Genomic DNA, 12,659 nt, shown 5'->3' with positions numbered 1-12,659 from the left:
TCCTGTTTGCGGACGACGGATGGCTGAACCCGCATGGGTCGGTCGACGCTGGATCGGGCAACAAACATGCGGCTGCCAGGCCGGCGGGGCGGGGGAAAAATCCGCGAGGCGGCCGGACCCGTGGGGTGTCCGACGCGGATTTTCCGGCCCCCGAACGTCTTTTGAGAATTTTTCGCAACTGGAGAACCTTCGCATGACTGGCGTTCCCATTCCCCCCATCCACCCCGCCCTTGTCGAGGCCGTCATGACGAGCCCTGCCGGCCCTTTCATCGTCGACGCCGAGGCGACCACGATCGTCAACGCCGTGCTGGACCGTCTGCTCGAACTGACGCCCAGCCCGCGGGCGTTCGAAGAACTGACGCGCGTGAGGGAGGAGGCGGCATGACCTGGCTGTTTCGGACTGGCGGGTCGCTCTTGGCGCTATTCGGCGTCTTCAACATCATGCTGGCTGGATATGCGGTGGCGACGTCACATGAGGTCACCGACGGTCCAGCGGTTCTGATCTTGCTTGTGGGTGGCATGCTGGCCCTAGTCTTCGGCGCCTTGCACGCAGTGGCCAAGACCACGTTCAGTAGGGCCGACGGATGAACCGTCTCCGCGCCCTCTATCGCGAATGGCTGCTGGATCGCCGCGTTCACTGGATCGTCCGGGAGACGCGACGCCTGCAGGCCGCCCGACTGCGCCCGTCGCGGTTCGTCCTGATGTCGGGCAACTATGTGCTGTGGCTGGCCAGCATTGAGCGCTCGTTGCGCGAACTGGACGACGAGATGAAGGCGCTGTGCGGCGACGATGACGAGGAGGGCGCGCCGGAAGGCGTGACGGTACATTGAGCGTCCGCCGCCCGACCGTCCGCGGAGCATTGCCGCACAAGCTGCCCGTGAAAACCGAAGAGGATCGGCTGCGCGAGGAACTGGCTCGCAAGGCGCGCGAGGCTGAGAAGCGGGAGACCGGCCAATGAGCGTCCGTGCGTTGGATGGCGACGGCATGGCGGGGAGTGTTCGAACCATGGCGCACCCCTGCAAATCTGCGAATACGACTGTCATCGACATGCTGGTGGACAGCGTGCTTGCGCGCTTCCCGCGGATCATGTCGCGGCTGCGTGAGGCTGACAGTGGTCTCGAGGTTTCGGGCGACGGCGGGACGTCGATCTGATGACCGAAGCCAAGAAGCTCAACTGGTCAATGGTGGGGGTGATCATCGCCCTGATCATGCAGGCGGCGGCTCTGATCTTCTGGGGTGGCGGGCTGAACCAGCGCGTCTCTGCCTTGGAGAAGGTGGTCGCCCCATTGAGCGACGGCACTTTGGCCCGGCTGGATGAGCGAACCAAGGCCATGAAGGAACAACTGGACCGCATTGAAAGGGAGGGCCGCTGAGTGAGCGACTTCCGCGACCTATACATCTTCGCCAGCGCACAAGACGCTGAGCATCGCTTCCCGCGTCGTGATCGCCCCACCGAGGCCTTGGTCACGGACGCGAGATCCCTGAACAGCATGCCAGAGATCATCTACGGCTTTCGCCTCCGCCACGCCTATCTCTATGCGCCGGTGAACGAGAATGCCCTGCTGACCATCAAGAGCCGACAACACCGCACGGCCGAGGAATCTCGCCTTTACGACTTCGACGACGAGAAGCCGTCTTTGCCGGTGGCCCCCGCATGACCCTCGACCGCGCAACCTTCTTCGCCTTCGCCCGTCGCGCTCCGTTCGGCAATCGCCTGACGCAGGAGCAGGTTGACGGCTGCGAAGCGATCCTGAACGCCTGGACCGGCGACGACGACCGTCAACTGGCCTATGTGCTGGCGACCGCCTTCCACGAAACCGCCGGAACCATGGCGCCGGTCCGCGAGGGATCGACGCCCAGCCGCCGCCTTACGGATACGCAGGCTCGTCGCGTGGTGGCGAAATACCGCTACGGCAAGCCTGATCCTGAGACCGGCCACGTCTATTACGGGCGCGGGCTGCCGCAACTGACGTGGCGCCGCAACTACGAGAAGATGGGCCGGAAGCTGGGCCTGGATCTGGTGAACGGGCCGGACGTCGCGCTGGGACTGGGCGTCTCCTCGCGCATCCTGATCGCCGGCATGGTCGACGGCGACTTCACGGGCAAGAAGTTGTCCGACTACTTCACGGCTGAGAAGGAAGACCCCGAGGGCGCTCGTCGCATCGTCAACGGCACCGACAAGGCGTCGCTGATCGCGGGGTATTACAAGAACTTCCTAGACAGTCTGAAGGCGGGGCGTGAGAAGGCGAATCAACCCGATCGCATTCTTGCTGAACTTGCGCCCGGGATTCCGGTTGAGCCATCGGCCATCCGTACCGACGGGCCGGACCTGACCAAGGACAAGACCGCCATCGGCGGCGTGCTGGCCGGCCTCGGCGGTCTCGGCGGCGCGGCTGCTGTCCTGCGGCCTGTGCTGGAAGGCATCGCCTCGCCGTGGGCCTTCGCCGCGTTCGCTCTGGTTCTGGTCGCCGCCTTCCTGGTGCTGACCGGGCGGGTGCAGATCAAGGGGAGGGCGGGGGCTTGAAGCCGACCGAATACCGCACGACCCGCGACATCATCATTCCGGCTGGGACACGCTTGATTCACCTGAACGGACGTCTCGTCTTCGGCAGTTCAGAGGTGGAGTCGGGTGTGCAGTTCGGCGTTTCGGCAGGTCTTGATACCTGCACCGACAAAGGCTTGATCCACGAGGCCCAGAAATGAGCGCCTTGCTGGACCAGCTAAAGCTCGTCGCAGCGCTGCTAGCCATCGCCGCCTTGCTCTACGCCGCCTTCCGCCTGTTCGGTCTCAAGGGGATGCTGTCCGCCATCGCCGGCCTTGGCCTGCTGCTGATCTATCGCAAGGGCCGGAACGACGGCTCCACTCATCAAATCGAAAAGGAGCGGACCGATGCGGATTCCGCTGTTCGCGAAAGCGTGCAGGCGCGCCATGACGCCGCTCGCCGCGATGCTGACCCTGAGCGCCTGCGCGACGACGACGGGTTCAAGCGCCGCGCCTGAGCCAATCGCTGGGGCTGAAACATTCTGTCGCGTCGCCCAGCCGATCCTGTGGGCTGACGCCGATACCGACGAAACCATCCGACAGGTGAAAGCGCACAACGCCGTCTGGAAGCAGCTGTGCCAGGAGGGCCGATGAGCCTGCAATTTCAGCCGGACGAGACGGCGACCTCCGCGCTTCTGCACTACTGCCAGTCCGATGCGCAGCGGCGCGTCGTGCAGGCGGTCATCGACTTCGGCGGCGTCCGCGCCGGGGCATTGGGGATAGGCCAGGGACGGACCGGATTTCAGAAGACGCTGGCTCGCGTGAAGGCGCACGCCGCCGCGCAGGGCTACGCGCCGGACCACAGCCTCAAGCATCCGGTCCCGACGCCCTTCGTCGCCAAGGGGCACTCGACCCTCTACGACGGCGACGGCAATGTCCGGCTGCAATGGGTCAAGACCAAGCTGGACGACGAGCTTCGCAGCGAGGCGATCCGCGAGGCCTTTGAGGCCATGGCGGAGGAACTGCCGCGTCTGGAGCCGACGCCCGCGCCGGAGACGGGCCTGCCGCACCTGTGCAATCTCTACACCCTGACCGACTGCCACGTCGGAATGCTGGCGTGGCGCAAGGAGGGCGGCGCGGATTGGGATCTTGGCATCGCCGAGCGCACGCTGACCGAGTGCTTCCGTCAGATGATCGAACGCAGCCCGGACGCCGAGACCTGCGTCGTCAACCAGCTAGGCGACTTCCTGCACAGCGATGGGCTGCTGCCAGTGACCCCGACGTCGGGGCATATCCTCGATCAGGACGGCCGCTTCTCCAAGATGGTGTCCGCGGCGATCCGCATCCTTCGGCGCATCGTCGACATGGCGCTGGCTAAGCACCAGACCGTGTTCGTGGTTATGGCCGAGGGCAACCACGATCTGGCGTCCAGCGTCTGGCTACGCCTGATGTTCGCCGCGCTCTACGAGAACGAGCCGCGCGTGAAGGTCATAGACAGCGAACTGCCCTATTACGTGCACATCCACGGCGAGACCATGCTGGCCTTCCATCATGGCCACCTGAAGAAGAACGACCAGCTGCCTCTGCTCTTCGCCGCGCAGTACCCGCGCGAATGGGGCTCCACCACGAAGCGCTATGCCCATTGCGGCCACCGCCACCACGAGGAGGTGAAGGAGCATTCAGGCATGAAGGTTGTGCAGCACTCGACCCTGGCGGCGCGCGATGCCTACGCAGCCCGCGGCGGTTGGATGAGCGAAAGGCAGGCGACGGCCTACACCTACCACGCACAGTGGGGTCAGGTGGGCAGTGTCACGGTCACGCCGGAGATGGTGGGGTGAGCACTGTCGTCTATCGCGACGGGATATTGGCTGCTGACAGCCGGGCCTATGGCGGTCACGGCCAGGATTCGCCCGGTGAGAAGCGCAAGATTCATCGACTGAGCGACGGAACCGTCGTTGGCATTACAAGCGGCGTGCTTGGAATGGGTGAGCGGTTCGCCGCTTGGCTTGACGCTGGTGGTGACCCGTTCACTTGGACCGGCAGCGACCCCGATCTTCGGGCCATCATCATCAAGCCTGGCGGGGAAATGTTTCTTGCTGACGACGGTCTGTACTTCTCCGGGCCGATACGTTGCGACCATTACGCCATCGGCTCCGGCGCGTCCTATGCGATGGGCGCTATGGCGATGGGTGCGAGCGCGGTGCAGGCTGTCCACGTAGCGATCGCTCATGACTGTCATTCCGGCGGCCGCGTGCGAGCAATCTCCGTGCGTTGAGCGAGTCCGAACCTCGGCCAATCTCGCGGCATGATCCGCACCTCGATCATCGCTGCTGCTTTCGCGCTCGCCGCGCCATCGGCTGCTCTGGTCGAGCGTCCGCCTGAGGCCTACCTGACGGCGCCGGACGCTCCGGTGACGATCCTATTCGTTGACCCCACAACGGTTCATGATGTTTGCAGCGCCGCCGCGTCCATTCCAGACGGCTTCATCGCCATGGCGTGCACCCGCGATGACCTACGCATCCAGTTGATGCCGGACCCCTGCCTTTTCCCCGACGAATTCTACGCCAGCCTCCAGTGCCACGAGAACGCGCATCTGACGCGGGCCGGATTGCCGGGCTGGCGGCACTAGCCCGTGCGTTGAGGGAATAGCGCCACACGCCACCCTCGGCGCATGGCCCGCAAGCCCCCTCCCGCACCCCCAAAAGAGCCGATCGTCTTTGAGCCGGACGGGCAGATTCTGTCCGCCTTCCTGCTTTCGGACGGCGACTTCGACATCATTCAGGGGCCCATCGGTTCGGGCAAGACGGACTGCGCGATCATGCGCCTGTTCCGGCACGCGAGCAGCCAGCCGGTTCAGCGAGACAAGATTCGGCGAAGCCGCTTCGCTATCGTTCGTTCGACCTTCCCCGAGTTGAAAACGACCACCATACCATCCTTCTGCAACCTATTCCCTGAGGGGCGGGAGGAGGACGGCGGTTTCGGCGAAATGTCGTGGTCGCCGCCGTTCACCTATCACATGCGTTACGGCGACATCGAAGCCGACTTCATCTTCCTGGCGCTGGACAAGGAGGAGGATGCGAAGAAGCTCAGGTCGCTCCAACTCACAGGCATCTACTTCAACGAGATGCAGTACATCACCCTGCACCTCGTCACTGAGGGGCTGTCGCGCTGCGGCCGTTATCCGTCGGTCAAGCAGGGCGGGTGTAAGTGGGCCGGCGGCATCGCGGACATGAACGCGCCCGAGAGCCTGCACTGGGCGCCGATCATGTTCGGCAAGGCGCCGGTGCCGGACCACTTCACGCCCGATGATGTTCAGAAGCACAAGCGGCCGCCGGGCTGGAACCTGTTCGTTCAGCCCCCGGCGCTGCTGGTCATGGACGACGAGATGCGCGCCTATGGGATGGAGGCGCTAAACCCAGGTGACGAGGTAGAATACTGCGTCAACCCCGGCGCGGAGAACCTGCGCTGGCTGAGGCCGGATTACTACGCCAAAAAGATCTACGGCGTGGGGCGCCAGTGGATCGACGCGAACTGCCGGAACATCGCCGCATCGATCATGAAGGGCAAGGCAGTGCACCCGCTGTTCCGCTCGGCAAACGAGCGCAACAGCCATGTCGCCGCCAGCCCGCTCAAGTTCAATCCCGAACTGGATCTATACTGCGGCCTCGACTTCGGCCTGACTCCCGCCGCCGTCTTTGGACAGACGGTGCGCGGCCGCATCTTCGTGCTGGCGGAACTCTACGCCGAGGATGTGGGCGCCGTGACCTTCGCGCCCTTCGTGAAGGCGGAGATTCTGAAGCGGTTTCCGGGGCTGGACCCCAGCCGCGTGAAGTTCTTCGGCGACCCCGGCGGCAACATACGGGGGCAGGCTGAGGAGAAGACAGCGTTCGACATCTTCCGGCAGAACGGAATGCCGGTGATGGTCGCGCCGGGAGCCAACCGCTTCTCTGGACGCGGCGGGCGCAAGGAGGTCATCGACAATGTGCTGACGCGTCAGGTCGATGGCTATCAGGCTTTCCTGCTGGACCCGTCGTGCAGAATGCTCGAGCAGGGTCTGGGTGGCGGCTACCAGTTCAAGGTGACGAACACCTCGGCGGGCAAGTTCACGTCGGGCGACATCGTGAAGAACCAATACAGCCACCCCTGCGAGGCGCTCGGCTACATGGCTCTCGGCATGGGGGAGGGCGGCAACCTCCTCTTCGGCGTACAGCGCGAGCGCAAGCCGGTGGAGACGAAGGTGAGGGCGCGCGTCTTTGACCGCGGCCCGCGCACCAGCGTCTTTCGGAGGCGCGCATGACCGAGGGTGAGGTTCCTGCCGGTTGCCCCGGCGCCTGGTATGTCGCCTTCTTCGACGGGGAGAGGCCGCATTGGTGGTGGCGCCTATGTAAGCCCGGTTTCCGGCATGTGGCAGCCTTTGGATATTGTGCGGAGCAAGCGGTGTGGCTGCTCTATGACGTCACCCTCAAGCGCACCTTCATCCACGCCCTCACGTCCGACCAGATGGACGCTTGGGTCGATGGGCTGCCGGAGAACCGCACCATCCTTCACCTGCAGTCTGGCGCGGCTGAGCCAGCCAGCCGCATTGGGTTCTGGTGCACGATCGCGGTGGCGCACCTGCTGGGCGTTCGTTCCCGTGCGTTGAGGCCGGAGGCTCTATGCCGTGACCTGCTGGCTCTAGGCGCGCGTCATGCGTTTTCGAGCGAGCAGGCATGAGAAGCCCGAAGGCCCCCCAGGAAGATCCAGCCGTCGTCGCAGCCCGCGAGCGCGAGGAGCGCCGCGCCGAGAATGCGCGCACGGAGGAAACCCAAGCTTTGCTGCTGGGCGCCACACAGCGCCGCCTGCGCCGATTCGGTCGTATCGGGTCGGGTGGCTCCGTCCCGATCTACGGCGGGGGCTCGTCTGGCGGCAGCATTATAGGCGGCGGGCAGGGCGGGGGCAGGATTCCTGGCGGCGGCGTGTCGATCGGCGGCGGTGGCGGCTTTGGCGGAGGGGGCTTCGATCCGATTCGTGATCAAGTCGTGCTCTACTGATGGACGACGACAAGAAGCTTCTGCGTCGGATTGATGCGGCGCGTACCGATCGCGACCGACATCAGTATTGGCTGAACGAGACGCTGCGTCTGGCGGCCCCGACCTATCGCCGCATCGGTGGATCGTCTGAGCCGCAAAGCCGCATTGAGGAGGAGGACGACCAGTTCGACAATGAGTTGGAACTGGTCGGGGAAGACTTCGCCTCGGACATGATTTCAACCTTCACCCCGCAGCACGAGCGATGGGTGACGTTTGAGCCTGCCGAGGATCTGACTGAGGGGCAGCGTCGCGAGATCGCCCCCCAGTTGCAGGCCATCGGTGATCGCATCTTCGCGGAAATCGAGAGGTCGAACTACTACGACGCCGCTCAGGAGACGTTCCTGATGTGGGGCGTGTCGCAGATGGCGATTGCGATCAGCGACATGGGTCCGCTGAATCCGATCCACTTCCAGCCCATCGAAATCCCCGACCTGCTGGTTGAGCGCGGCCCGGACGGCAACACGACCGGCAAGTGGCGGGAGATGGAACTGACGCCGCTGGAGCAGCACTGGCTGTGGGGCGAGCGCTATCCGGCCCTCTTCCCGATGCCGCCGCAAGGCAAGCAGAACCGCAAAGAGAAGGTGATCGAGGGCTGTGACCGGGACTGGTCCGTGCCTGGCGAGGAGCGCTGGAACTACCGCATCATCGTGAACCGCAAGGTGCGCTTGACGCTCAAGTTCAACGGCGCCGGCTCTGCGCCGATCATCGCCTGTCCATTCCGCCGCCAGTCCGACAGCGCCTGGGGGCCGGGTCCGTTTAAGAAGGCGACGCCCCGCGCGCGTGTTCTAGACGAGCTGGGCTATCTGAATCTGAAGGCCATGAACCGCGCCGTCGATCCGCCGTTCTCCTACGAGGAAGACGGGTTGGCGAACTATCAGGGCGGCATGGAGCCAGGGCAGGGATATGCCCGTGCGCCGCAGTCAAAGGCACCCGAGGCCTTCCTGCCGGAAACGCGCTTTGACGCCTCGTTCTTCCAGGTCGAGGAGATGCGCAAGGCCATCAAGCGGGCGGCCTATCAGGATCGTCCGGAGCAATCCGGCGACACGCCCCCGACGCTCGGTCAGTGGATGGACGAGAAGGCGTGGAACACGCGGCGCAAGGAACTGCCGCGCGACCGCTGCGTGCGGGAATGGGTGCTGCCCATCATCGAGCGCGTGGCGTGGATTCTGGCCCAGCGCGGGGAACTGCCGGAGGTGCGTCTGAAGGGCGGCCGCTTGATCAACGTGCGTCCGATCAGCCCCCTGTCTAAAGCGAAGGATCTCGAGGATATCTCGATCACGGGCCAGGTGCTGTCGCTGGCGTCCAACATCGGCGCTGCGTTGCAGGTCGGCATCCCAGTAGACGCCAAGGCGACGATGGAAAACGTGATCGCGACCGCCAAGGAGCGGCACATTGTTCTGTTAAGCGAAGAGCAGATCGCCGCCGCCGAAATGGCGGCCCTCGCCAAGAATGGCGTAGACGACGCGGGCGCCGCGATGAGCTTGCAGGGGCAGGGCGTTGTCTAGGGCGCCGCGTAAATTCTCTGACCTGCGCGGCCGCGAGACGGCGCCTTCGCACGACCCCGACGAAGACACGATTGAACGCGTGATCGCCCGGCTGGCGCGAACGCACGACGGGCTTCTGCTGGCCGCATGGCTGCGTGACGAGGCGCAGCGGCCGTTGCATGTAGGCGCCACTGATGCCCAGCTTCGAGAGGCCGAGGGCGCTCGCAGGCTGGCTGACCGCATCCTCGAAATGGCGACCACGACCGTGCGTTGAGAGCATGGGGCGACGGACGCACCGTCCGCCCATGACGGAACAAACCGCCGAACCTGAAACCCCCGAAGCCGCCGCTCCCACGACGGCCGTCCCGGTTACGCCTGATGCGAGCCTGATGGCTCCGGCAGCGCCTGCTGAACCTGCCGCGCCGGTCCGGCCTGATGGCATCCCGGATGCTTACTGGGACGACGCTGCGGGCGTGAAGCCCGAGGCCTATGCGCGTCTGGCCGAGCTGGAGGCCGCTGATACCGCTCGACGTGAAGGCGTGCCGGAGAGCGCTGAGGCCTACAAGCTGGAGCCCGACGAGCCTGTGCTGGGCGCTGACGGCAAGCCGGTGACGTTCGACGCGGATGATCCGCTGGCGAAGGCCATTCTCCCCGCCCTGCACGAGGCGGGCCTGCCCCAAGCCGCTGTTTCCAAGATTCTCCGCGCCTATGCCGCGAACGAGGTCGAGGCGGTGAAGGCCGCTCAGGCCGAAACAGCGGCTTACGTCTCCGCCGAGCAGGCCAAGCTCGGGTCCAATCACGCAGCCCGCACGTCCGCCCTGCATGGGCAGGTCATCGCCGCCATCGGTCAGGACGCAGCCGAGGCGCTGCGTTCGAAGATGACGGACGCCGCTGCGGTCATCGCTCTTGAGACGCTGGTCTCGAAACTCCAGGGGCCCGCCATCGGCGCGGTTCCTTTGAAGCCCCCGGCCACGCCGGACCTCGCAACTCGAATGTACGGCTAACTAGGGGAACCCTGAAACATGGCCACCATCGGTAACTCCTTTCTGAACCTGATCGACGCTAACCGCTCGACGCCTGAGGGCGCTGTGCTGGAGGTTCTGGCGCAGACCAACCCTGTGCTGGATGATGCTTGGGTCATCCCCTGTAACAACGGCAACAAGCATCGCCATTCGATCCGCACGGGTCTGCCGTCGGTCTCGTGGGGCGCACTGTACCAGGGCGTGCCGCAGTCGAAGGGCCACACTCAGTCTGTCGAGGACACGACCGGCTGGCTGGAGCAGATGTCGTCTGTCGACGAGCGCATGCTTGAAGTCGAGGCGGCGAAGGTCAACCAGCTCCGGCTGAATGAGGCCAGCGGCGTGCTAGAGGCCATGTCTCAGGAGGCTGCCGCGGGCATCTTCTACCATGACACCGCCACCACGCCCGAGAAGTTCAAGGGCCTTGGCGCACGCTACAACTCCCTGGCCAACAAGAACGTCATTTCGGCTGGCGGATCTGGATCGGATAATACCTCGATCTGGTTTGTCACCTGGGGCGATCGCTTCACTTCGCTGATCCACCCGGCCGACGCGCCTGGCGGCCTGCAGCGCAAAGACAACGGTCGCCAGCGCGTCACTGATGCGGCGGGCAACCCGTACTATGTTCTGGAGGAATCCTTCCGCTGGCACCTGGGCCTGTCGGTCGGCGACTGGCGCTACAACGTCCGCATCCCGAACATCGACGTTTCGGAGATGCAGGCGGGCAACGTTGATCTCTACAAGTTCCTGCGCAAGGGATACTACGCCCTCCAGTCCCGTCGTGTGGCGCGCCCCGGCGCGAACCTGCCGGACGGCGAGGCCGCGCCACGCCAGGCTATCTACTGCAACCGCGACGTGCTGGAGGCCCTGGAGGCACTGGCCCAGAACGCGGGCGCCTCGGACAACTTCGTCCGCCTGACCCCGATGGAAATCGCTGGTCAGGAGGTCATGACCTATCGCGGCATTCCGATCCGCGAGACGGACGCCCTGCTGAACACCGAAGCCGCTGTCGCCTAAGGAGGGCCGAGCATGATCTTCGATCGCACCACTCAATACTCGAACGGGCAGGCGGTCACGGCGACCGCCGCCTCCACCAACGTCATCGACCACCTTGCGGCTGGCATTCCCTACGGAAGTTCGACCCCGGTTGCTCGCGACCTGGGCGTGGGCCCGGAGGTTCCGCTGCTGGTGCAGGTGACGGAGACCTTCACCGGCGCCACCTCGGTTCAGGTCAGCTACCAGACCAGCGATGCTTCGAACTTTGCGTCGCCTGAGACGGTCGTCTCGACCGCTGCGGTTCCTGTCGCGGACCTGAAGGCGGGCTATCAGTTCGCCATCGCCCAGATCCCGTTCAAGGCGCGTAAGCGCTATTCTCGCCTGAACTTCACTGTCGACGGCACAGCCACCGCGGGCAAGATCACCGCCGGCATTGTCGCGGCCGTCCAGCAGAACCCGGTGGGCTGATATGGCTGAGTATATCGCAGAGAAGCGTCTGGCTCTGGCTGGCGGCATCGTGGAGGAAGGCGGTGCCTTTAAATCAGATGCCGTCCCCGGTCAGCATTGGCTTCCTCAAGACAGGGAGGCCAAGGCTGCGGTTAAGGCGCGTGATGCCGCCAAGGCTGAGGCAGTCGCCCATTCGAAATCCGAGGCGGAGAAGTCGGATTCGCGTATCGCTGAGCTGGAGGCCAAGCTGGCTGAAGCTGAGGACCTGGCCAAACTTCGTGATGAAGAGATCGCCGCCCTGACTGAAGACGTGGCGAGCGGCCTGCAGGAGATTTCCCGCCAGGCTGCCGAGATCGAAGCGCTGACCGCCTCTATCGCCAAGTTCGACGGCGATAGTGACGGCAAGCCGGGTAGTTTTAAGCCCAAGTCCGAATAAGCACGCCTCTCCCTCCGAACAACCCAGCCCCCGTCGAAAGGCGGGGGTTCTTCTTTGCCCGTGCGTTGGCCCCGCTTACCCGGCCGCCATCATGCGGCCATGCCCACATACGCCGCCCCGATTGAAGTCGTTCAGGCCGCTCTTCATCGCATCGGCGAGGACGAGATTACGGGGCTGGATGAGGACTCGTCCGCCGCCCGCGTCGCGGCGTCGAACTATGAGGGCATCGTGCGGGCCGTATTCGCGCGTCATGCCTGGACCTTCGCCAAGCGCACATTGAACCTGACGTATCAGGGCGAGGTCGATCTAGGCCAGTGGCGGCACGCCTATGTCTGGCCCGCCGAGGTGGTCAACATTCGCTTCGTATCGGTCTGCGGGCGTCGTCTGCGTTCGGGCGATTACTCCATTGAGGGCGACCGCATTCTGACGCGGCACAAGGAGGACTTGCAGGTCGTCGCCACGGTCCGTCCGATTGAGGGCGCGTGGCCTGCGGATTTGGCCGAGGCCGTCGTCGTGCGGCTGCAGGCCCTGTTCCTCGAGGCCCTGTGCGACAAGCCTCAGGATGCGCGCCTGCTGAAGCGGGACGCGGATCAACTGCTGCGCGAGGCCATCGTGCGCGATGGCCGACAGGAGCCGGGGCAGCAGATCGACTTTGCGCCGCTTGCTGAAGTCTGGCGTGGCGGGCCGGCGTCCCGGAAGGCGTTGCGTGGCTAGGTCGTTCCCCTTT

General features: G+C 64.8%; 22 protein-coding genes. All 22 read left to right on the top strand.

What is annotated here, in order from left to right; all coding sequences use genetic code 11:
- Positions 1–193: 193 nt before the first annotated feature.
- The 22 genes from V8J38_RS11250 (at position 194) to V8J38_RS11145 (ending at position 12,646) form a co-directional block, all read left to right on the top strand.
- Positions 194–385 carry a hypothetical protein gene (locus tag V8J38_RS11250; RefSeq protein ID WP_338575748.1) on the top strand — a complete coding sequence of 64 codons (192 nt, stop codon included), beginning with the start codon at positions 194–196 and terminating at the stop codon, positions 383–385.
- A complete protein-coding gene (locus V8J38_RS11245; RefSeq protein ID WP_338575747.1) occupies positions 382–588 on the top strand; it encodes a hypothetical protein in 207 nt (68 codons plus the stop codon). Before V8J38_RS11250 ends, V8J38_RS11245 begins: the two co-directional genes overlap by 4 nt.
- Positions 585–830 carry a hypothetical protein gene (locus V8J38_RS11240; RefSeq protein WP_338575745.1) on the top strand — a complete coding sequence of 82 codons (246 nt, stop codon included), beginning with the start codon at positions 585–587 and terminating at the stop codon, positions 828–830. Before V8J38_RS11245 ends, V8J38_RS11240 begins: the two co-directional genes overlap by 4 nt.
- A gap of 124 nt (positions 831–954) precedes the next feature.
- Positions 955–1,152: a hypothetical protein gene (locus tag V8J38_RS11235; protein WP_338575743.1), complete on the top strand. Its 198-nt coding sequence runs from the start codon at positions 955–957 to the stop codon at positions 1,150–1,152.
- Positions 1,152–1,373, top strand: a complete 222-nt coding sequence (locus tag V8J38_RS11230) for a hypothetical protein (RefSeq protein ID WP_338575741.1) — start codon at positions 1,152–1,154, stop codon at positions 1,371–1,373. The genes V8J38_RS11235 and V8J38_RS11230 overlap by 1 nt, the downstream gene beginning before the upstream one ends.
- Entirely contained in the window at positions 1,374–1,658 is a 285-nt protein-coding gene (locus V8J38_RS11225; protein WP_338575739.1) for a hypothetical protein, read from the top strand.
- Positions 1,655–2,524, top strand: coding sequence for a glycoside hydrolase family 19 protein (locus tag V8J38_RS11220; RefSeq protein WP_338575737.1), 870 nt, complete (start codon positions 1,655–1,657; stop codon positions 2,522–2,524). Before V8J38_RS11225 ends, V8J38_RS11220 begins: the two co-directional genes overlap by 4 nt.
- On the top strand, positions 2,521–2,703 hold the full coding sequence (locus tag V8J38_RS11215) for a hypothetical protein (RefSeq protein WP_338575735.1): 183 nt from the start codon (positions 2,521–2,523) through the stop codon (positions 2,701–2,703). The genes V8J38_RS11220 and V8J38_RS11215 overlap by 4 nt, the downstream gene beginning before the upstream one ends.
- A complete protein-coding gene (locus V8J38_RS11210) occupies positions 2,700–2,999 on the top strand; it encodes a hypothetical protein (protein ID WP_338575733.1) in 300 nt (99 codons plus the stop codon). The genes V8J38_RS11215 and V8J38_RS11210 overlap by 4 nt, the downstream gene beginning before the upstream one ends.
- A 132-nt stretch (positions 3,000–3,131) precedes the next feature.
- Positions 3,132–4,319 carry a hypothetical protein gene (locus tag V8J38_RS11205; RefSeq protein WP_338575731.1) on the top strand — a complete coding sequence of 396 codons (1,188 nt, stop codon included), beginning with the start codon at positions 3,132–3,134 and terminating at the stop codon, positions 4,317–4,319.
- Positions 4,316–4,756 carry a hypothetical protein gene (locus V8J38_RS11200; protein ID WP_338575729.1) on the top strand — a complete coding sequence of 147 codons (441 nt, stop codon included), beginning with the start codon at positions 4,316–4,318 and terminating at the stop codon, positions 4,754–4,756. Before V8J38_RS11205 ends, V8J38_RS11200 begins: the two co-directional genes overlap by 4 nt.
- 30 nt (positions 4,757–4,786) lie before the next feature.
- Complete coding sequence (locus tag V8J38_RS11195; RefSeq protein ID WP_338575727.1) at positions 4,787–5,110, top strand: hypothetical protein; 324 nt, start codon at positions 4,787–4,789, stop codon at positions 5,108–5,110.
- 42 nt (positions 5,111–5,152) lie between these two features.
- The gene (locus tag V8J38_RS11190; RefSeq protein ID WP_338575725.1) at positions 5,153–6,778 is read left to right on the top strand and encodes a hypothetical protein; all 1,626 of its coding nucleotides are present in this window, start codon (positions 5,153–5,155) and stop codon (positions 6,776–6,778) included.
- Positions 6,775–7,194 carry a hypothetical protein gene (locus V8J38_RS11185; RefSeq protein WP_338575723.1) on the top strand — a complete coding sequence of 140 codons (420 nt, stop codon included), beginning with the start codon at positions 6,775–6,777 and terminating at the stop codon, positions 7,192–7,194. Before V8J38_RS11190 ends, V8J38_RS11185 begins: the two co-directional genes overlap by 4 nt.
- The gene (locus V8J38_RS11180) at positions 7,191–7,511 is read left to right on the top strand and encodes a hypothetical protein (protein ID WP_338575721.1); all 321 of its coding nucleotides are present in this window, start codon (positions 7,191–7,193) and stop codon (positions 7,509–7,511) included. Before V8J38_RS11185 ends, V8J38_RS11180 begins: the two co-directional genes overlap by 4 nt.
- Positions 7,511–9,055 carry a portal protein gene (locus V8J38_RS11175; protein ID WP_338575719.1) on the top strand — a complete coding sequence of 515 codons (1,545 nt, stop codon included), beginning with the start codon at positions 7,511–7,513 and terminating at the stop codon, positions 9,053–9,055. The genes V8J38_RS11180 and V8J38_RS11175 overlap by 1 nt, the downstream gene beginning before the upstream one ends.
- Complete coding sequence (locus tag V8J38_RS11170) at positions 9,048–9,308, top strand: hypothetical protein (protein WP_338575718.1); 261 nt, start codon at positions 9,048–9,050, stop codon at positions 9,306–9,308. Before V8J38_RS11175 ends, V8J38_RS11170 begins: the two co-directional genes overlap by 8 nt.
- A gap of 31 nt (positions 9,309–9,339) precedes the next feature.
- Positions 9,340–10,038, top strand: coding sequence for a hypothetical protein (locus tag V8J38_RS11165; RefSeq protein ID WP_338575717.1), 699 nt, complete (start codon positions 9,340–9,342; stop codon positions 10,036–10,038).
- A gap of 18 nt (positions 10,039–10,056) precedes the next feature.
- Positions 10,057–11,070, top strand: a complete 1,014-nt coding sequence (locus V8J38_RS11160) for a major capsid protein (RefSeq protein ID WP_338575715.1) — start codon at positions 10,057–10,059, stop codon at positions 11,068–11,070.
- Positions 11,071–11,082: 12 nt separating this feature from the next.
- Complete coding sequence (locus V8J38_RS11155; protein ID WP_338575713.1) at positions 11,083–11,517, top strand: Bbp16 family capsid cement protein; 435 nt, start codon at positions 11,083–11,085, stop codon at positions 11,515–11,517.
- Between the two features lies 1 nt (position 11,518).
- Positions 11,519–11,932, top strand: coding sequence for a hypothetical protein (locus tag V8J38_RS11150; protein WP_338575712.1), 414 nt, complete (start codon positions 11,519–11,521; stop codon positions 11,930–11,932).
- 99 nt (positions 11,933–12,031) lie between these two features.
- Positions 12,032–12,646 (top strand): hypothetical protein, encoded by a 615-nt coding sequence (locus V8J38_RS11145; RefSeq protein ID WP_338575711.1) that lies wholly within the window; start codon positions 12,032–12,034, stop codon positions 12,644–12,646.
- Positions 12,647–12,659 lie beyond the last annotated feature (13 nt).

The organism is Brevundimonas olei (genome assembly GCF_037055245.1).
Classification (GTDB): domain Bacteria; phylum Pseudomonadota; class Alphaproteobacteria; order Caulobacterales; family Caulobacteraceae; genus Brevundimonas; species Brevundimonas olei.
The sequence above is the reverse complement of the archived record's forward strand: the minus strand, read 5'-3'. Positions and strand labels throughout refer to the sequence as shown.